We start from the raw sequence: 21,767 nt of genomic DNA, 5'->3' as shown, positions 1-21,767 counted from the left end.
CGACGACGGCAGATTATACGACTTTTTTAAACTCTGGTGCTTTATTTGATTTCGCTGGCCAGTTCTGTATCTTGCATTGTTGACGATGGTGCAAGATTGCTTTCCGGCAGTTTTACTGGCCCATGCACTTCTACCAATTCGACCATACCCGCCTTGATGGCGGCCGACAAATCATGATCCAGTACCGGCAAGGCTTCTTCATAGGCAATCAATAATTTACTGACACCATAGGCACGGTTGCGGCCATTGACCTTGCCCAGATATAACGCCATGTCGGCAATTTGCAGCGCTTTTTCCCAGTTGCAAACTGCTTCTGGCAAGCCAGAAAATGGCAGGCTGATGAAACCTGCGGTCAAGGTAACAGGCACACTGGCGCCCTCGACTTCGATGTTCTCTTCACCGATGCTGCGCAAAATACGCTCTACCAGTCCCTTGAGTTGTGCAGGGTTAGAGCGTGGGGAATAAATCAAAAACTCTTCCCCACCCCAGCGCAACACCATGTCGCTATCGCGCACTGTACTGCGCAAACGGCGCGCCACTTCTATCAGGACAGCATCGCCGGTTGCATGACCAAAGCTGTCATTGATATTTTTGAAGTGATCGATATCCATGAGAATTAAACAATCCGGATTATCAAGCGCATCTTCGCGCCTTTCACCTTCCGGCAATATGACTCTGCCCTTCATCATATCGACAAAAGAGCGGCGGTTATATAAACCAGTCAGGGGATCACGCACGGCATGAAATTCAAGTTGCTCATTCACTTCGCGCAGTTTTTCATTGGTCTTGCGTACCCGTCTGTACAAGAAGAAGACGACTACACCCACCATCACCATGATGATGGCAGCCAGCATCAACACCACTTGCTGCAACTGGCGGTTTTTGATGTCGGCATCCTTGAGCTGGTTTTCACGCGCCAGCAATTCAATCTGTTTTTGTCTTTGCTGGGCATTGAATTGTTCTTGCAGGGTGGCTACAGCCCGCGCGCGATCAGAGCGGAATAATTCATCACTGAGTTTTTGTTGTTCACGTACGGTTGCCAACGCTTCTTTATACATGTCAGCGGCTTCGTACATATTGCCAATTTCGCTGAGCAGGTTTTCCACATCCGACTTGGAACCTGTCTCCATGAAAAACTTCTTGGCCTCGTTGATGAAACCTATACCCTGAGAAAATTTCTTTTGTCCTGCCAGCGCAAAACCTATATTCGCTTTGGCGATGGCAATTGCAAAAGGGTCATTCACGGCCTGGGCTTTTTCCAGGGAGAAGCGGGCGGCGCGCTCGGCCTCGGTGAACTTGCGCACATGCAGGTAATAATCAGCAATATTGCCCAAAGCGGTTGCCGCCACGGCTGGCATGCCAGCTTCAGTGGATATCTGCAATACCGTCTTGTAAGCTTCCAGAGCTTCATCATGACGCCCAAGGTCTATCAGTGCCAGACCACGTGTCATTTGCAAGGATGAGGTAATCTTGGGTGATTCTATTTTAGGCTGCATCGTCAATGCATCGTTGGCAGTTTCCAGGGACTTTTCTGCATTGTGCATATTCAGATATAGCCTGGCGATGGATTCCATGCGGTACATCTTGGCCTGGGCACGCCTTCTTGGTATCTGATCTGCCAGTTTCAGCGCCTCAAGAAAATAAGGCAGGGATTTATCAAAATTACCTATCGCCAGTTGCACCATGCCGAAGGCGATATTCAGGCGCATGAGTACTTCCGCATTTTTTGAATCACGCAGGCTTTGCTGTATATCATTAAGCTTCACCAGTGCCATGGCAAACTTGCCCTGATCCAGTAACTGAAAGGCTTCACCTATCAGCGCCATGTTGATCATGTCATTATCTTTTTGCAACCTGGCGAGTTGCAGCAACTCTGCATTGGCAGCGTCGGCTTCCTTGATCTTGCCAGCGTCATACAAGATGCCTATCAGGGTCTTCAGGACTTCGGCCCGCAAGACGTAATCTGCATCCTTGCCTAATTTATCTTTGTATTCCTGCAGTTGTTTGAGTGCGGCGGTATTGTCACGGTCAGACAGCGTATGTATCGCTTCGATCTCAGAAAAATCAGCTTGAGGTTTAGCTTGCGCATGTGCCGTCGTGTTCATGCATAGCAAGAAGATAGCCAGCAAACCCGGCATCAGGCTGGTTTGCCATTTAGGTAGTTGAAGCTGCAACATGCAAGCCCTCATTGATCGATCCGAGTCTCTAATAATTTTTATCAAGGCTGCAGCAAAACTGCGTCAGCCCCAGGTTTCATTTACCTGTCTGATCCAGAAATACGCTGCCCACTTGCGACAATATTTCGTCTTCCAGTTGCTGCGCCGGTATAGGTTTGCTCAAGTAAAAGCCTTGCAGGATATCGCAGGATTGGGCGCGTAAAAATTCCAGTTGTTCGCGGGTTTCCACCCCTTCAGCCACTACCTCCAACCGCAGACTATGTGCCAGCGCAATGATGCCGGTGACAATGGCGGCATCGTCGGCATCACCAGGAATATCGCGCACGAAGGAGCGGTCTATCTTGATGATATCGACAGGAAAGCGCTTCAGATAAGACAGCGATGAATAGCCAGTACCAAAGTCATCAATGGTCAACCTGACACCGAGGCTGCGCAGACGGTCCAGTATGGCCAGAGTATCTTGCGCATGCTCCATCAGCGTGCTCTCGGTAATTTCCAGTTCCAGCATTTTCGCGGGCAAGCCGGTATCGAACAAGACTTGTTCTACCGTATTGGCAAAATCCTTTTGCAATAACTGGCTGACAGACAAGTTCACTGCAACCCGCAGATGGGACATGCCCTTATCCATCCAGTTGCGCATCTGGGCGCAGGCCGTACGCAATACCCATTCACCGAGCGCAATAATCAAACCGGTTTCTTCTGCCATCGGTATGAATTCCAGTGGCGACACCATGCCACGGGTAGGATGGAACCAGCGCACCAGTGCTTCTGTACCGATGATCTCACCAGTATCCATACGTGCCTGGGGTTGATAGAAAACTGCCAGCTCATTACGTTCCAATGCACGGCGCAAATCATTTTCCAGACGTACCCGTTCAGAGATCGAATGCTCCATCGCCGCTTCAAAAAACTGGAAGTCGGTATTGGTTTTCTTGGCGCGGTACATGGCGGTATCTGCATGTTTGACCAGGGTGCCTACGTCCATGCCATCACTGGGATAAACAGAAATACCTATGCTGGCGGTCACGAAAATATCATGACTATCAATCTGGAAAGGCTTGGCCAGAGTGCGGCAGATATTTTGCGCAGCCGATGCCGCAGCCGCCGGGTCAGCCAGTTCGCTCAATACCACGGTAAATTCATCGCCCCCCAGGCGTGCCACGCAATCGGCATTACGTACGCTGCGACGTATGCGCTGCGCCACGGCAATCAACAGACGGTCACCAACATCATGGCCGAGAGTGTCATTGACGTTCTTGAATCTGTCCAGGTCCAGGAACAGCACTGCCACTGATTCGACATTGTCCTTGGCCATGGTCAACCTGCGCCCCAGTTGGTCAAGGAATTGCGTGCGGTTAGGCAAACCCGTCAGCACATCATTGAAGGCCAGGTGGCGTATGCGTTTTTCTGCCTGATTCGCTTCTATGATGCGGCGCACGCGTTGCGACAACACGGCAAAATGAATAGGCTTGGGGATGTAGTCACAGGCACCGGCAGCAAAGGCTCTTTCTACCGAACTATTGTCTTCCAGTGCGGTGATCATCAACACCGGTATGCTGCGGCCACGCGGCATTTCCTGTATCAGGCTGCAGGCGGTAAAACCATCCATGACTGGCATGACAGCATCCATGAGGATGACATCAGGCCGCATGCGTTTGAGCATCAGCAAAGCTTGCGAACCATCTGCAGCTTCCTCGACTTTAAAACCATCTCTTTGCAAGGTATGACGCAGTGTGCTGCGGGTGCTTCGGTCATCGTCGACCACCAGCACTTTAGCGACATGACGGCTATGGCTGACAGCATCATGGTCTTCCAGGAACACTTCATTACCCAGCTCGGACGCCACCGCTTCATAAGCTTGATGCAGGCTACTCAGTAAAGGTGTAATTTCTGACAAATGCCGTTCCAGCGCCAGTTGCTCAACTTCTTTGGCAAACTGCAAAAGATTGGTGGCCCCAAGGTTACCGCTACTGCCCTTGATGGAATGCGCCATGGCACGCACCATTTCAGCATCGCCTTGCTGCAAACCCTGGCTTAATTGTTCCAGATAGACAGGTGTGTCTTCCAGGAACAGGGATACCGTCTGCTGCAGACCCGGCCCCAGGATATCGCGTAATTTATCGAACACAGCGCGGTCTAGCGGGCTATTGTCGAGTGCTTGCAATTGTCCATCTGATGGCAGTGCGCGTCCTGCTGCACCGCCATGGGTCAGCCAACGCTCCAGTTTCTGACGCAATTCTACCAGCGTGATGGGTTTGGCCAGATAATCATCCATACCTATCGCCAGGCATTTTTCAGCATCGCCGCGCTGGGTATTGGCTGTCATCGCCACAATAGGTGTGCGCCTGCCCAGTCCGTCTTCATAGCTGCGTATCCTGACTGTGGCTTCATAGCCGTCCATTTCCGGCATGCTGCAATCCATGAGTATCAGGTCATAACGGTTGCGGCGGGCTGCCTCCACGGCTTCCTTGCCATTACCGGCAAATTCGCAATGGCAGGCAGAAAGCGAGAGCATGCCTGCAGCCACCATTTGGTTGGTGCGATTATCCTCAACCACCAGTACGCGCCATTCAACATGACCGCCATTGGAAGGATGGCGTGTCACTTCCATGCTCCTGGCGGGCATGTGCGCAGGTGCCCTGGCGATCGTTGTTGCTGTTGCAGCAGAGGATGTCTGCACATCGGCTGTGGTCAGCAGCAAGTGACGCAAGGCTTCCAGCAGTTTTTCGATGTGTACTGGCTTGCTCAGGCAAATTTCAGCCGTCGAAGAATTAGCATCTCCCACGCAACCATTCCGATCCAGTGCCAGAGTACGGATGCCACTATAGCGATGGTCATTGCGCAAGCGGCGCGCCAGTTCTTCGCCATTGTCATCCATGCTGCTGACATCCATGATGACCAGAGAATGCGGCGTGCCATCTTTCGCAGCCTGATCCAGCAAAGCCAGAGCCTGCACGCCACTGGCAACCGCGTGGCAAGACATGCCGTGACGGGAAAGTTGTTGCGTCAGGAAACTGCGAACAACTTCACTGGGGTCAACGATGAGTATGCGTTCATCCTGCAAATCAGCGCTGGCACTGGTCAGTGCAGGTTTTTCTGTACTGCTGGCGTGACATTGCATGCTGAAGTAGAAGTTACTGCCCTGATCCGGCACGCTGCTGACACCGATTTCGCCATGCAAGAGTGCCACCAGTTGCTTGCAGATGGCCAGCCCCAGACCGGTACCGCCATATTTGCGGGTAGTTGAACGGTCCGCCTGGGCGAAGGATTCAAACACATTAGCGACGGCATCTGCCGACATGCCTATGCCGGTATCGCTGACTTCAAAACGCAGGCTCATCATGGAAGACGGGTCTGCCTGATCATGGTACTGACTCAATACCACCCGCACCGCTATTTCACCATGTTCGGTAAACTTGACTGCATTGCCAATCAGGTTGATGAGGATCTGACGTAAGCGCAGCGGGTCGCTCTTGACGCGCAAAGGTACATCATCAGCGATCAGATAAGCCAGTTCCAGGCCTTTTTGCTGGGCTGACTTGGACAATAATTCCAGTACTTCGGCCACTAGTTTATTGAGGTCAAATTCGATTTCTTCAACTTCGACCTTGCCTGCTTCCATCTTGGAAAAATCCAGGATGTCATTGATCAGTTCTATCAAAGCCTGGGAAGAGTTCCAGGCCACATCCACACATTCACGCTGGCTCTTGGTCAGGCGCATTTCTTTCAGCATGTCGAGCATGCCAACCACGCCATTCAAGGGCGTACGCACTTCGTGACTGACTGTAGCAGCAAATTGCGCCTTCATGACAGCTGCATGCAAAGCCTGATCACGCGATTGCTTGAGTTCAGCCTCACGGTCTTCCAGCACTGCCATCATCTGGTTAAAGGCATGCGACATTTCTATGATGTCTTTTGACCCGTCCGGCGTGGCACGCATGCCGGATTCGCCTGCCTCTGCTCTACCCATCAGGGCAGACAACTGGTTCAGCGGGCGTATCATCTGCCGCGACATCAGGCGTATCACGGCCAGCAATATCAGGGCAAATGAAAAGGTAATGCCAAGGTTGCCCAGCAACAGTGACGACACCAGTTTATCAAGCGTGGTCTTACCGACCACCACATGCACATAGCCCAGCAATTGCGGTTTGCTTTCCTGTACTTCAAAAGGAGAGGCTTCACTTTCACCGGCAAATACCGGGGCGCTGAAACGCCAGTCCTGATCACTTTCCTGTTCCAGCCTGGCACTCGATAATGGTCCGGCCGGATGTGTTTTCAATGGAGGCAAGACCACGCCTGGCTTGCTTTGTGACAGCAAGACCTTGTGATCGGCATTGGCAATTTCTACCTGCAAGACATCAGGAAAAGCCAGGGTTGTCGCCACCACTTCCCTGGCATTGTCTGCTGAGTGATACAGCAGCGCCAGCCGGCTTTGCCGGGCCAGGTTTTCTGCAACTTGCTGACCTTGTACGACAAAGTAAGCGCGCATGCGATGGCTGGCCTGCCATGAGTTCATGATGGAAGAAAAAAGTGCCAGCACCAGAATAGCGGCCGTGATGATGACCGTTAGCTGGAGACTGAAACCTGTGCGGCGAAAGTAGTTACTGAAAAACTTCATACTTGAACCAAATTACTTGTGGCCACTCACCCTCAAGCTGCGCTGGTGAACAACACTATGTCCCGGAATATTCAAGATCATGCCAGCACCGATTTATCAATGCGTGGCATGCTTGGCTCGTTCACTTCTCATCTTTCTTTTTCTTCATGCGGGCTCATACCAATGCCCACCTGCTTAGCTTCATTCAAGGCTCAGGGAAAATCGAATCAAAACTTCTCTGGCTTTGATAATCAATGTTCAGACCTATATGGCTGGCAGTGCGCAAATTGACTGCCACCAATACTTCGCGCAATAGCGATACGCCAGACTTGCGGCCATCACCACTCACGGCACTTTGCGCAGCCATGGCCAGGCTCTGTCCGAGTTCCAGATTATTCGGATAAAGGGCAAACAATGCCCCTTTTTTGGCGTGCAAAAAACTGCTGGAAAAGAAGGGAACGCCACGGTTCCATGACTCACGCAATACCAGTGGCAAGATACTGCCCTCTTCCACTGTCGTCGAGTCTTGCGGTAACCACAGGGCATCGCGCCGGTCGGCATTGGCAAAGGCCACTTCATATTGATGGGCCGCGCCAGCCAGGTCTTTGGCTTCGTAGGTGACCAGTTCCAGCCCCTGCTGTTTGGCGGCTTCGCGTGCCAGCTTGATCAGCCATTCATTGTTTTTTGGATCGTAGACGACGATCACCCTTTTGACACCTGGCAGCAGGCTTTTCAGGCGGGAAAATAGCAGTACCGGGTCTGGCATCAGGCTGACACCAGTCATGCTGCGGCTTTCACTTTCCGGGATGTTTAAAACCCCGCCAACCACCACGGCAATCTCACGGTCCAGACTACTGGCCAGTTTCACACCCTGACGGCCAAGTGCAATCACAACCTTGACGCCACTGCGTTTCAATTGCGCATTCAAGTCGCCGGTTTCCAGCTTGGGCCCTATCGGCATACTGATCACTGGCATGCGCGACTTGCTTTCTATGCCCTCAATGATCTTGGCAAAAATACTGCGATATGGCTCACCCATATCCGGGTACAGTACGGCCAGGCTACCACCGGTGCTGACGTCCTGGCGACGTCCCTGACTGGCAACGTCAGCAAATACCAGATGTTCGCCATAGCGACGCCCCATGCGCAAGTCCTGAGCCAGCGCAGGCGTATGCACTTGCGGCATCTGGTTTTGCAGCATCGCCAGGTCCGGCATCAAGGTAAGCTGGTCTGCCCTGACCGGATCGGCAAACAAAACCAGGATGCAAAAAGCGATATTGAAAAACCACCAGACGTGCTGAAACAGCCCTGGCTTCCTGTCAGTTTTTGTACTGTCGCTGGAAGCACGGATATCAGAAAAATAAGGGGCGCTGTTTTCCAGCATCTAAAGATTCATACCTTCTTTGGTTTTCACTAACAGGATCAATTCATCCTTATTAAATACATGCCATACGTCCGGCACATGCAGCTCAGGCAATCTGCACTCTTTTTACAACAACCTATCACCCTGCCGCATCCGTAATTCAACTGAACTATCAACATTAACAGATTTACTCACGCTCCTATATCGAAATTCTTGAAGCTGCACTGTCCGTCCGACAAGCGGTCACCATTCCTTGCAAAAGACGTCTGCTATTTTTACAACTTATAGCCAAATTGCAAAAATAATGACCGTCCCCCCATGGGTATATCATTTGGCATATTTACAAAAGGCGTGCTGTATGGGCTGGGTTCGCGCACATCCGCATTCAGGAGATTGCGCACCGCCAAAGTCCAGTCCCAGCCTGCATATTTTCTATTCGTCCCCAGCGTCAAATCCAGGGTAGTGTAATCCCTGACACTCGGGCGGGTGTCGCCTGGTTCTCGCTGGCGGTCTGCAATGTGATTGACTTGCGCATTCACCCGCCATCCTGCTGCTGGCTGCCAGTCTGCCCGCACATAGGCGTGGCGGCGCGGTGTCAAACCCGGGTCCTTTTGCGTCATATCGTCAATGGCACGCTGGTAAGCAATATTGCCAGCCAGACGCAAATTTTTGTGCACATCCCAGCTGGCCTCCAGCTCAAAGCCCCGGCCACTCTGGCTGCCACCATTCTCATTCAAAAAATTATTACTGATCCTGATGATGTCCGACATCTGATAACGAAACAGATTCAAACCCAGTTGCAAACCTGGCCGCGCTTGCCAGTTCAGGGCCAATTCCGTCGTGCGCATTCTTTCAGCCTTCAGCGCCGGGTTACCATTCACGACAGGATTATTGATCACATACAGTTCTTCAAAAGCGGGAGCGCGAAAAGCACTGCCGTACAAGAGCTTGGCGGTCAGGTTGTAATCAACTTCCCATACCAGGGCCAGTCTTGGATTGGTGGTATTACCAAAATCGGAATACTGGTCACGCCGCACACCTGCAGTCAAAGTCCAGTCCTTGGCAAATTGCCATTCGTCTTGCACATATAAATACTTCAACAAACGGCCATGAGGTCGTATATACGGGACAGTGTCGGTAACATCTACCAGATCAGAAAAAGCACCAACATTGATCGGTGAATTATCAGGGTTAAAGTTTTTGGTTTCGCGTATCTTGTACAAATCTTCTTTTGATACTCCTATCCCAAAACGCAAATGATGTTGGGCAAAACCGCTGTAATGGAAGGTGGCATTCAGCCTTTCATGCCTCTCCCAGCGATAAGGGCTACCGATAAAACCATCCTTGAAGGCACCGCCAAAAGCACCTGCAGGAAAAATCACGATACTGGAATTTTCATTGTAATAAGTAAAACTACCATTCAGCTCCAACCCCCAGTCCCTGGCAAAATCTGGGTCCTTGTATTTCAAATCACTGGTAAAGCGACGGCTGCTGCCCCAGCCACTGGGGTCCAGCGCCTGGGCGATGCCCGTGCCTGCGCCTATGTTTTCCCTGTGCATGAAGCCCAGGTGCAAATTCCATTTGTCGTACGCCAGCTCCATATTGGCGTCCGTAGCAGCACGGCTAAAGTTTTCATAACCTGGTGCAAGGGAAGCGTGAGTGCCAAATAACTGGTCAAACCCACTTTGTGCATCGCGTTCAACCAGGGCACGCGGCCCGGCAGTGCGGCTATGCTGCAAAGAAGCGGCAACATCGATGCTGCCCCACTTGCCACCGTGTAAAACCCAGGCGTCCCGGCTATTGAATGACCCCAGCCGTACACCAAAACGTGTGCCATCCTGCTCTTTGGCAGTTTTGGTGACAATATTGATCACACCTGAAAAAGCATCTGCGCCATACAGGGCAGACCCAGGGCCACGGATAACTTCTATCCTGGCGATATTTTCCAGTGGCATATCAGCAGAGAGGAAGCCCCGGTCACCACTATAGGCATTGGTCACCGGTGTGCCGTTGATAAGAACCAGCACCTGCGGATTACTGAGCGCACTGCGCACCCCACGTATGGTGTAAATGGCCATATTCAACACGGTAGAGCGCCCTACATGCAAGCCAGGTACTGTTTCCATCACGGCATCAAGGCTGGTTGCACCTGTCGCTTCTATATCGGCCGCGGTAATCACGGTGGCAACTGCTGGCGCACGGCGCAAAGGCAAAACCGAACCCGTAGCAACACTGATGACAGACTTGTCACCATACACCAGGGCCAGGTCCTCTTCATTGTTCGGTTCGTCAGCCCTGGCCAACTGAGGCAGGACTGTCAGTAGCAGGGCAAGATTCAGGGTATATACCGTATTGATAAGGCGTCTCATCATGTCCCCTGGGGTTTATAAGCATATTAATCCAATCCTCCAGGCAACAACAAGCCAGATGCAACGGGGCAACACAGCATTTGTCGCTTTGCTGCTCACAAATGACAAGATTTAAAATATTCATTATCTTTAAGATAATTTAAATTCAGGCTACCCGCAGGAAAACCCGACTTCTGCACTTACCTCATTTATAATCAAAGGTTTAGCAATCACCGCAGATCATATTATGGAATTAGCCAAGTCTTTTGAGCCCGCAGAAATCGAACAATCCTGGCGTGGCGAGTGGGAAAAACGTGGATATTTTGCCGCCACCATGGATGAAGGCAAACCCTCATTCTCGATACAACTGCCACCACCGAATGTGACAGGCACCCTGCACATGGGCCACGCCTTCAACCAGACCATCATGGATGGTCTGACGCGCTACTACCGCATGCGCGGTCACAATACGGCCTGGGTGCCGGGCACTGACCATGCCGGTATCGCCACGCAAATCGTGGTGGAACGCCAGCTCGATGCACAAAAGATTTCGCGCCATGATCTGGGCCGTGAAAAATTCCTGGAAAAAGTCTGGGAATGGAAAGAAAAATCCGGTTCCACCATCACTGGCCAGATGCGCCGCATGGGTGCGTCTGCCGACTGGGACCGTGAATATTTCACCATGGATGCCGAACGCTCGAAGAGCGTCACCGATGTCTTCGTCAAACTGGTAGAGCAAGGTCTGATCTATCGCGGCAAGCGCCTGGTCAACTGGGACCCGGTGCTGGGCACTGCGGTATCTGATCTGGAAGTGGTGTCGGAAGAAGAAGATGGTTCGATGTGGCATATCCGCTACCCGTTTGCAGATGGCTCCGGCCACCTGACGGTAGCGACAACCCGCCCTGAAACCCTGCTGGGTGACGTGGCGGTAGCGGTTGACCCGACGGATGAACGTTATATCCACCTGGTTGGCAAGATGCTCAAGCTGCCGCTGACAGGCCGCGAAATCCCGGTGATTGCCGACAGCTATGTCGACAAGGAATTTGGTACTGGCTGCGTGAAGATCACGCCTGCGCATGACATGAACGATTACGCAGTCGGCCAGCGTCACAAACTGGACATGATTTGCATTTTCACTCTGGATGCCAAAATCAATGAAAACGCCCCTGCCGTATATCAGGGCATGGACCGCTTCGTCGCCCGCAAACAAATCGTTGCTGACCTTGATGCGCAAGGTTTGCTGGAATCGGTAAAACCACACAAGCTGATGGTGCCACGTGGCGACCGTACCAATGTGGTTATCGAACCCATGCTGACTGACCAGTGGTTCATGGCCATGAGCAAACCAGCACCGGAAGGTACCTTCTTCCCGGGCAAATCCATCGCTGAAGTGGCGCTGGAAAAAGTCGCTGACGGCGAAATCAAATTCATCCCGGAAAACTGGACGACGACTTACAACCAGTGGCTGAACAATATCCAGGACTGGTGTATTTCGCGCCAATTGTGGTGGGGCCATCAAATCCCGGCCTGGTATGGCGACAATGGCGAAATCTTTGTTGCGCATGATGAAGCCGGTGCTAAAGCCAAGGCAACTGCCGCTGGCTACACTGGTGCATTGAAGCGTGATGATGACGTGCTTGATACCTGGTTCTCGTCTGCGCTGGTGCCTTTCTCCACTATGGGCTGGCCGGAAGAAACACCGGACATCAAACACTTCCTGCCATCTTCAGTACTGGTGACTGGCTTTGACATCATTTTCTTCTGGGTAGCGCGCATGGTCATGATGACCACGCATTTCACCGGCAAGGTGCCGTTCAATACTGTGTATGTACATGGACTGGTACGCGACTCCAGCGGCCAGAAAATGTCCAAGTCCAAGGGTAATACCCTGGACCCTATCGACCTCATCGACGGCATCACTGTTGATGAACTGGTCGCGAAACGTACTGCTGGCCTGATGAACCCCAAACAGGCAGCCAGCATAGAAAAAGCTACGCGCAAGGAATTTGCTGATGGCATCCCTGCCTATGGTACAGATGCATTGCGCTTTACCATGGCCAGCTACGCATCGCTGGGCCGCAATATCAATTTCGACCTGGGCCGTTGTGAAGGCTATCGCAACTTCTGCAATAAGCTCTGGAATGCAACCCGCTTTGTCTTGATGAATACTGAAGGCAAGGATTGCGGCTTTGGCGCTGGCGTTACCGATGCCGATCTTGAATACTCGCAAGCTGACAAATGGATCATATCCACCCTGCAACACGCAGAGGCCGAGATAGAAAAAGGCTTTGCAGACTACCGTTTCGACAATATCGCTTCTGCCATCTACAAGTTTGTCTGGGATGAATATTGCGATTGGTATCTGGAAGTAGCCAAAGTCCAGGTACAACAAGGCAATGAAGCGCAGCAACGCGCCACCCGCCGTACTTTATTGCGCGTACTGGAAGTGATCTTGCGCCTGGCTCACCCTGTCATTCCTTTTGTCACTGAAGCCCTGTGGCAAACCGTGGCACCACTGGCAGGCAAGACCCTGAACCCGGCTGGCGACAGCATCATGATCCAGCCTTACCCGTTATTCGTCGCGGCAAACGTCGACACTGCGGCAGAGGCCTGGATGCAGGCATTGAAAGCAATGACCGACGCCTGCCGTAACCTGCGTGGTGAAATGCAATTGTCTCCTGCCCTGCGCGTACCACTGCTGTTGCAGGCCGCCAATGCTGAAGACAAAGCACGTCTGCAATCTTTTGCGCCTTACCTGCAAGCTCTGGCCAAGCTGTCTGAAGTGTCTGTCGTTGATGCCCTCCCTGAGTCACCGGCACCTGTATCCGTCGTTGGCGAATCCAAGCTGATGCTGAAGGTGGAAATCGACGTGGCAGCAGAACGTGCACGTATCAGCAAGGAAGTCGCCCGCCTGGAAGGTGAAATTGCCAAGTTGGAAACCAAGCTGGGTAACGAAGGTTTTGTCGCCAAGGCACCTGCACAGGTCATCGCGGTTGAGAAAGAACGCCTGGCGAATTTCAAAGCCACTTTGCAAAAACTGCTTGAGCAATTGGGCAAGTTGCCAGCAGCATAATAAGCTGGCAATACTATGGGTTAAAGTAGGTACTCTAAAAATATTGTACGTGGTTAAAATTTTGCCACGTACAATCAATTTACATAATCAGAGACCTCAGTTTTTCTTTTTGGAGACAGCATGAAAAAAACAGTTCCATTCGCCTTATCCCTACTATCCGCATTCATCGCATTCGCAGGTATGCCACTGCTGGCACAGGCAGAAGAAAGCCCGGTCGGCCTTTGGAAGAGCATAGATGACAAATCAGGCAAACCCAAGGCGCTGATACGCATCACCGAAACTGCTGGTGAATTGCAGGGCAAGATAGAAAAACTGTTTCTGGAAGCCGATGCTACCGACAAAAACCCAAAATGCGACAAATGTGAAGGCGTCAACAAAGACCAGCCCATCGTCGGCATGACGATTTTGTCGGGCCTGAAAAAAGATGGTGATGAATACACGGGGGGCAAGATACTCGACCCAGGTAATGGCAAGCTATACAGCAGCAAACTCAGCATCATAGAAAACAACAAGAAACTGAATGTACGCGGCTATATAGGTGCTCCCATGTTTGGCCGTACACAGACCTGGTTGCGCGAGCAATAAGTCTTTAACTTAAGTAATATTACGACAACGGGAGCTCAGGCTCCCGTTGTCGTTTACGATTCATTATTGTGGCACAGCATAGTTCACATATTGTTGCGGCCCAGCGACTTGCCAGAAGCCGCAATAAGGCAGATGATAAGCTCCTGAGTCCCTTTCATCCAAGCCCTTTTTTAAGGCGGTATCATGAAAAAAGCATGGTCATTCTGGTGTGCTGTTGCTCTGCTGCTACCGCTACTGCCTGGTATCTCCAGTGCACAGGCCCAACTGCTCAAAATCGCCACTGGCGAGCTTCCGCCCTATGCCACTGAAAGCCGCCCTGACAAAGGCATCGCTCTGAGCATAGTGCGGCGCGCCTTTGAGCTGGAAGGTTATCAGGTTGAATTTACTTTCCTGCCCTGGTCGCGTGCATTGGCTGAAAGCCGCGCCGGTAAATGGGATGGCACGGCATACTGGGGTCATAAGCCTGAGCATGATGCGAGTTTTTTCCTGAGTGACAATGTCATCACCGAACAATGGGTTTTTGTCTATCGCAATGCCCTGGATTTCAAATGGAAACAATTGGACGACCTGCGCCCATACCGTATCGCCATGATACAAGACTACACCTATACGCCAGAAATCTGGGCCATGGCCAACAAGGGTGATCTGAAAATGGAAAAGCTGCCGAATGATATGGCGGCATTGAAACTCTTGTTGCTAAAGCGGGTGGATATCGCCCCGATGGAAAAAAACACCGCCTGCGATTTATTGGCGCGGAATTTTTCACCTGCTGATGCGGCACAATTATCCGCCCACCCAAAACTGATGACGGACAGTTTTACCACTCATCTGATGATGTCACGCGGTCTGCCCACCAGTGCTGGCCGGATTGCCGCTTTTAATAATGGTTTGAAAAAACTGCGTGCCTCGGGTGAATATCAAAAGCTGTCGTCCCAGGTCAATTGCCCACAAGGCTGGTCTGACGTGGCTAAAACCGGCCACTAAATTTCTCCACTGTTTTATTTTGCTTCATCACCATGACCTGGCGCACACAAGGGCAGTTGCATGATAAAGCTGCTGCCTTTTCCGGGTTCACTTTCTACTCGTATACTGCCGCCCAATACATCACAGACCAGGTTGTAGACAATATTCAATCCCAGACCACTGCCCCCCTGCCCCAGCTTGGTGGTAAAGAAGGGGTCAAAGATACGCCCCAGGTTGGCTTCGGCGATACCAACACCATTGTCATTGACGCTTAATTCCACGGTGGCAGGTTCAGTACCCAGCAAATGTGCCCGAATATCAATGACGCCATTTTCGCGGCCATCAAATCCATGCAAAATCGCGTTATTGATGAGGTTGCTGACGATCTGCCCCAATAAACCGGGATAGGCATCCATGCGTATCCCGACTGGAATATCTATGCGCACGTGATGAACCTGGTGTCTGATACTGGCCCCCATGGTCAGCATGGTTTCTCTTATGACTTCATCAAGAAAAAATACCCGGCGCTGAGCGCTGGTTCTGTCCACGGCCACACGCTTGAAACTGCCTATCAGATCCGCTGCACTATGCAAATTGCGTAACAGGATATCACTGGCCTGCAGATTGTTATCGACATAATTTTGCAGGGCCGCGCGGGTGACTCCCTGTAACATTTTCTTATTGAATTCGCGACTCAGGTCATGGATGGTGCTGGCCACCGTCACTGAATTGCCTATAGGTGTATTAAGTTCATGTGCAACACCTGCTACCAGTGAGCCCAGGGCAGCCATTCTATCGCTACGCTGGATTTCGGCATGGGCGCTATTCAGGTCATCGAGGGCAGTGCGCAATTCCTGGTTCGATGCATGTAATTCCCTGGTGCGGTCTGTCACCCGTTGTTCCAGCGTGGCATTGTGGCTGGCTTGCTCGTTCATTAACTCGCCCAGACGCAGGCGCATGGAATTCACCCCCAGCGCCAGGCTACCCAGTTCATCTGGCCTGGCAACATTGACGACTTCTGAGAAATGCCCCTCACCCAGGCGGTCGACATCGCGCTGCAATTGCTGCAAGGGCCGCATCATGCGTTTTTGAAACAGCAGCCATAACAGGAAAAAGGAAATCAGCAATTGCACCAGGATGGCAGCACCACCCTTGAGGAATTTTTTCAAAAATTCCTGCTCCATCCAATAACTGCTCATTTCTATCGTCACCCGGCCTATGACGGTGCCATCTTTGCGGATATTGCGGGTTTCACTGATCAAGCCCTGTTTTTGCTCGTTGTTTTTTTCAGCATGGACAAACCGCCCCAATGCAGCATCTTCGACAACGATACGAACCACATCAGGATTGAGCATGACGGAATTAACAAAGCTTTGGGCGCTGGTCGCATCAACTTGCCACAATGGCACAGGCATGGTCTGCTCCAGCATGCTGGCATATTGCTTGAGTGGGCCACGTACGCGTACTTCATATTCGCGCTCATAACTATCCCTGGCCAGCACGGTACCAAGCAGGACGGCGGGGATCAGGATACCCAGACCTATGCCCAGTACGATGGCTTTACGCAAGGACAAAGTAGCTGAACGCCACCCTGTCTGCTGGCCTGATGATACTGGATGAGGTGAGTGCTTGCTGAACATCCTTGCAGCCAGTCCCGGTGTTAGCCTAAAGCTATAATGGCAGAATTTGTCCAGGCCATGGGCCCGGACCTGATTGATTTGCAAAGACGCAGCAGCCAGGTTCTCAATGGCATATACCCGAAGGTACTCCGCGTTGCACAAATATTCTACCTGAAATTGATTATGCCTTCGTTGATTAGCATTTCACTGTGACAAATCTGTAAATCAGTCAGCCACAGGACAGAGCAAATCAGGGTAAATTGCACATACAGATTGTGAGCATCAGTTCTGGCGTTTTGCCCTGAAGACTTGCTGGTCTTCATAAAAAGCAGCGTCCTGTTGATGCCACCAGCCTGGCAAACCCAGCACGGGCAATGGCGTGTAATTTGCCGTTGTCAAAACCTGGCTGGCAAGTTGCTGCGCCACCACACCGTCAATATATGCACACCTGTCTATAGCATCCAGCGTGAAATAAACGGGTTCCACCATCACTACCCAGGTATGCGCAGTGATTGCCTTATAAGGCTGAACCAGTTTTTCCATCAGGGCATGACCAAAGCACCAGACTTCAGCACAGCGTCCGAATTTACCTGCCTGCGTAACAAAAGCGTCTTGCCATGCATGGGCGCGCAATGCTGCCACCAGGTCTGCGCCCTCAAACGTATCAGCAAGAACCAGCAAGGCGGCATTCTCATCAAAGATAGTGGCTGCATCACGCGCAGGGCCGCGTGACTTGCCTATGCCCAGACTGGCAATCTGTGCCGCCTGCAAGGCATTCAACTGACGTTTGATGGCTGGAAAAGTCAGCCATACCAAGGCGTTGAAAAAATCATGCAGATTCTCACGCGTGGGCACCAGGCCGGTAGCACTGATATGTGCTTCATAGGCAACGCCCTCGGGTAGTTCTTCCTGCGTGATAAAACGTAGCGGCAATTGAAGATGATTTGTCAGGCCTGCCAGCCCGGCAAATTGATTAAGTTGCGCACGCCAGTCATCTGCCGCCAGCAAGCCTTGTGCTGCCTGCCTTACTGCAGCAAACCAGGCTTGCGACCAGTCTATGTCATCAAAAAAACGTGTCATGAATTGCAAACCAGATTTATGCAGTGCGCATTTTCCAGTGCAGGGTTTCGCCACTGTTCAGTGGCACAATGCTGGTATCGGCAAATGGCAATTCTGCAGGCATTTGCCAGTCTTCTCGCAACAGAGTGATGCTGCCACTATTGCGTGGCAATTGGTAAAAGTCGGGACCATTGAAGCTAGCGAACGCTTCGAGCTGATCAAGTGCACCGGCTTGCTCAAATGCCTGGGCGTACAACTCCATCGCATGCAAGGCAGTGTAACACCCGGCGCAACCACAGGCATGTTCTTTCAAACCCTTGGCATGTGGCGCAGAATCGGTACCCAGGAAGAAGCGTTTGCTGCCCGAGATGGCGGCTTTGACCAGTGCTTGTCTATGCGTTTCGCGCTTCAGTACTGGCAGGCAGTAATAATGCGGGCGTATGCCACCTTTGAAAATCTCATTGCGGTTATACAGCAAGTGATGGGCAGTAATCGTCGCTGCAATCGGGCCGCCGGATTCTGCCACATAGGCTGCTGCATCACTGGTAGTGATATGTTCAAACACCACTTTCAATTCTGGCATGTCCTTGCGCAGCGGCTGCATGACGCGGTCTATGAATACGGCTTCGCGGTCAAACAAATCGATCTCAGGGTCTGTCACTTCACCATGGACCAGGAAAGGCATGCCAACTTCCTGCATGGTTTCCAGGGTCTTGTAGCAGTTTTTCAGATCAGTCACGCCTGCATCAGAATTGGTGGTGGCACCGGCTGGATACAGTTTCACAGCATGCACAAAGCCACTGTCCTTGGCACGACGGATTTCATCTGGCGGTGTGTTATTCGTCAGGTACAGCGTCATCAGCGGTTCAAAGTTCATGCCCGCTGGCAGAGCAGCAAGTATGCGCTCACGATAAGCGGCAGCCTGCTCAGTCGTCGTGACCGGTGGCTTGAGATTAGGCATGATGATGGCGCGGGCAAACTGTGCTGCCGTATGCGGCAACACGCTGGCCAGTGCAGCACCGTCGCGTACATGCAAATGCCAGTCGTCTGGACGGGTAATGGTGATTTCTTGTGGGGAAGTGCTGGAAGTAGAGGCAGTCATGGTAGCTCGCAGTGACGGAATACAGGCATTTTACCTTTTCCATCCGCCTTAAGCACCTTCGCAAGCATTGCTCAAGGGCATCTCACAGGAGGAGTCACTGTAAAAATAATTAAATGACAAAATTATTCAGCATCACATTTTCTTAATGACATGCAATCACGGGATCAAGTTTTCCACTAAAACGCTGTAATGCCATGACCCGCATGATCAATGCCTGCTCAGGCAGTATATCCAGGGCATTTTGCGGTGAAGTACCCTGTGTCATCAGCAATGCTTTGCCCTGTGTATGCGCCAGACCTAGTACGTGCCCTAGTTCATGCCCCAAAGGTTTGCCCATCAGGAAATAGGGGTTGGCATGTCTGTCCTGGCGCTTCATGAGTACATCGTTAAACACAGCTTTACCTGCGGGCAAATTCCCGAATGCATCCGCAACTTTACCCGTCGGGGCAGGCATGGCGGAGGCAAAAATCACTGTCAGTTGATTGCGATTCTCAGTCCAGGCTGGCAGCTCGCTTGCCGGACGGAATTTGAAATTGAAACCTATGCGTGCCTGCTGATAATAGCGGTTCACGAGTGCTATATAAGGCTGCAGTTGCTCAGGCCGATTCCAGATGGCAGAGTCCTTGAAAAACACATCCACATCGACTGCGATGAGTTTCTTGCTCTCAGCCTCGCTACAAATTGCCGCATTCATTGCGCAGGCAGCTTGCTGATCAGGAAAAATTTTTAATTCGCGCGGTAAGTCTGCAGCCCGCAAATGTGACCAATCCAGTGCCTGCCATTGATATTCATCCGGCAGCAATTTGCTGCAGTTTTTTGTAGTAGCGTCGGTTGCAGCGTTTGTGGACAAATTCTGTTCTGTGCCAAATACTGTTGCGGCTAACAGCAGCATGCTTGCAAATGTGCCTGTGCGGATAGCGAGCTTTGCTGAATTAAACGAATGAGGAAATGTATACATAGAATTTGCCAGATGTCTTTGAGTTGATTGTGATCCTTCACATCCAAAGACGCAGCAATTTTATTGTATCTATGTTTAATGACGACAGTTACAAACAAGCCCGGCACTTTGCAGTGCCAGGCTTGTTTGTTTTTTCAGCTAGCGACAGGGGATCACTCCCCTGCCTTGCTGCGAACCTGATTAAGCGATGAAGTCGCCAGCGACAATGGAACCTGCGCCAACGAGTTTAACGATAAAGTCAGTTGCATCAACAGTACCTACAGTGCCACCGATGTTTTGGAAAGCATAAGTACCAGCTGCTGTACCTGCGGCTACAGTGATGACGTAAGCCTGGGTGTTAGCTGCCAGGGTCGCGCCAGCTGCAGTTGCTGCTGTAGCGATAGCTGCTGCCAGAGTAGCTGTGTCAGCTGTAGCGATGTTCAGTGCGTTCAATGTTGTTGCTGCTGTACCAGTTTTGAATACGTCAGCACCAGCAATTTTGAAGTTTGCCACTGTATCGATGTTAGCCAATACAGAACCAGTAGCAATCGCATCAGAACCAGTTGCAGTGGTGGACAGGTTGATGGTATCAGCACCCGAACCACCTGTGATAGTGGTTGCACCTGTACCAGTACCCAGGATATTCAGCGTCTGACCACCTGTACCCAGGATGACGTTATTGATGGCAGTAGCAGCAGACTTGGTGAAGTTCAGAGTCACGCCAGCACCGTTTTCATTGGTCACTGTCCAGGCGGCATTAGTGCCACCAGTGACATTCACTGTTTCAACATCGGTTACCTTGGCAGACATATCCAGCGCAGCAGTAACAGCGCCTACGTTCAGGATGTCACCAGCTCCAACACCACCGTTAATACCATTGGCAGCAACAGTTGCCGTGATGATGGCATCACCCACTGTGAACGTATCGACACCGGTACCACCAGTGACAGAAATCAAGCCAGCTGCTGCAGTGAAGGTATTTGTACCGTTAGCCAATACATAGTTTTCAACAGTTGCATTACCTGCAATAGTGCCTGCACTGGAGAAAGTGAATGTATTTGTACCGGTAGCAGTAATCGACGTGAAGGCAGCATATTGAGCCGCATTCAGCGTAATACCAGCATTACTGGCAACCACCAGGCTTTCGAAGCCAGAGATATTTGCACCAGCAATATTCGATGACGCGACCAGGCTCAGGATATCAGATGTACCAGCGCCTGCGGTGAAAGTGCCGCTATAAGTCTTGCCTTCCATGGTCAGGGTATTGTTACCTGCACCCAGATTGACATTGCCAGCCAGCATGGAGCTACCAGAGTTCGCCAGGTATACGCGGTCATTGCCTGAACCGCCATTGACAGTGGTAACACCTGCAGTAGCAACGTTGAAGTACACGTCTGTCGATGTATTGTCTGTAGCGACAGTTTTGATGTTGGTAATAGTATTGCCGCCACCGATAACGATACTGCCGCCACCAGTGAAGGTGATCATGTCTGTATCACCGGCATTACCGTTAATAGTTGTACCAACCAGCGCTGCCGCATTACCTGTGAAATTATCATTCACGTTTGCTGTACTGTTAAATACACCACCTGCAGTCAGGGCAATCGGCGCCAGGGCTACGCCACCGCCATTGACTGGATTAGTACCTATGACACCAGCAATCGCAGTGGCACCACCGGATGTACCGATTGCATTCGATGTCGTCGTGTTGTTCACGCCACCACCAGTTGCGTTGGAAGAAGACGTTACGTCGAATACCAGACTGCCGCCTGTGACCGCAATAAAGGACAGGTCGATGTTATTAATACCACCAATATCGTCAACGATAGTCAGTTGATGAGGTACGTTACCCGAGAATGTCAGCACAGGACCAGACAGGTTCAATGCCGCACGAGCAGCAATTAATGCGGCGTATTGGCTGGCAGTAATCACAACCGCAGAGTT

Annotated in this window: 12 protein-coding genes; 3 read left to right on the top strand and 9 right to left on the bottom strand. The window is 51.4% G+C overall.

All coding sequences use genetic code 11. The annotated features are described in order from the left end of the window. Positions 1-41 precede the first annotated feature (41 nt). The 4 genes from AC07OI_RS10650 to AC07OI_RS10635 all read right to left on the bottom strand — a co-directional run bounded on the left by AC07OI_RS10650 (position 42) and on the right by AC07OI_RS10635 (position 10,509). Positions 42-2,177: a tetratricopeptide repeat-containing diguanylate cyclase gene (locus AC07OI_RS10650; RefSeq protein ID WP_495257191.1), complete on the bottom strand. Its 2,136-nt coding sequence runs from the start codon at positions 2,175-2,177 to the stop codon at positions 42-44. A gap of 76 nt (positions 2,178-2,253) precedes the next feature. Beyond that, complete coding sequence (locus tag AC07OI_RS10645; protein WP_495257190.1) at positions 2,254-6,795, bottom strand: EAL domain-containing protein; 4,542 nt, start codon at positions 6,793-6,795, stop codon at positions 2,254-2,256. 184 nt (positions 6,796-6,979) lie between these two features. Beyond that, the gene (locus AC07OI_RS10640) at positions 6,980-8,158 is read right to left on the bottom strand and encodes an ABC transporter substrate binding protein (protein WP_495257189.1); all 1,179 of its coding nucleotides are present in this window, start codon (positions 8,156-8,158) and stop codon (positions 6,980-6,982) included. A 254-nt stretch (positions 8,159-8,412) separates the two neighbouring features. Beyond that, on the bottom strand, positions 8,413-10,509 hold the full coding sequence (locus AC07OI_RS10635) for a TonB-dependent receptor plug domain-containing protein (protein WP_495257188.1): 2,097 nt from the start codon (positions 10,507-10,509) through the stop codon (positions 8,413-8,415). Positions 10,510-10,732: 223 nt separating this feature from the next. Between AC07OI_RS10635 and AC07OI_RS10630 the strand changes: the two genes are divergently transcribed. From AC07OI_RS10630 to AC07OI_RS10620, 3 genes are all read left to right on the top strand, one after another. Further along, positions 10,733-13,558 carry a valine--tRNA ligase gene (locus tag AC07OI_RS10630; RefSeq protein ID WP_495257187.1) on the top strand — a complete coding sequence of 942 codons (2,826 nt, stop codon included), beginning with the start codon at positions 10,733-10,735 and terminating at the stop codon, positions 13,556-13,558. A gap of 120 nt (positions 13,559-13,678) precedes the next feature. Next, positions 13,679-14,143, top strand: a complete 465-nt coding sequence (locus tag AC07OI_RS10625) for a DUF2147 domain-containing protein (RefSeq protein WP_492702491.1) — start codon at positions 13,679-13,681, stop codon at positions 14,141-14,143. Between the two features lie 183 nt (positions 14,144-14,326). Continuing rightward, on the top strand, positions 14,327-15,127 hold the full coding sequence (locus AC07OI_RS10620; protein WP_492702493.1) for a substrate-binding periplasmic protein: 801 nt from the start codon (positions 14,327-14,329) through the stop codon (positions 15,125-15,127). Positions 15,128-15,141: 14 nt separating this feature from the next. On the opposite strand, the gene AC07OI_RS10615 is transcribed toward AC07OI_RS10620, so the two are convergent. The 5 genes from AC07OI_RS10615 to AC07OI_RS10595 all read right to left on the bottom strand — a co-directional run. After that, positions 15,142-16,746, bottom strand: coding sequence for a sensor histidine kinase (locus AC07OI_RS10615; protein ID WP_495257186.1), 1,605 nt, complete (start codon positions 16,744-16,746; stop codon positions 15,142-15,144). A gap of 261 nt (positions 16,747-17,007) precedes the next feature. Continuing rightward, on the bottom strand, positions 17,008-17,805 hold the full coding sequence (locus AC07OI_RS10610) for a DUF3025 domain-containing protein (RefSeq protein ID WP_495257185.1): 798 nt from the start codon (positions 17,803-17,805) through the stop codon (positions 17,008-17,010). A 16-nt stretch (positions 17,806-17,821) separates the two neighbouring features. Then, positions 17,822-18,886, bottom strand: a complete 1,065-nt coding sequence (gene pyrC / locus AC07OI_RS10605; RefSeq protein ID WP_492702499.1) for a dihydroorotase — start codon at positions 18,884-18,886, stop codon at positions 17,822-17,824. A 142-nt stretch (positions 18,887-19,028) separates the two neighbouring features. Further along, positions 19,029-19,778, bottom strand: a complete 750-nt coding sequence (locus AC07OI_RS10600; RefSeq protein ID WP_492702501.1) for a hypothetical protein — start codon at positions 19,776-19,778, stop codon at positions 19,029-19,031. A 246-nt stretch (positions 19,779-20,024) separates the two neighbouring features. After that, positions 20,025-21,767: beta strand repeat-containing protein (locus AC07OI_RS10595; RefSeq protein ID WP_495257184.1), on the bottom strand; the 1,743-nt coding region annotated here is incomplete at its 5' end.

It is taken from the genome of Undibacterium sp. GW821-FHT07F11, assembly GCF_059418665.1.
The sequence above is the reverse complement of the archived record's forward strand: the minus strand, read 5'-3'. Positions and strand labels throughout refer to the sequence as shown.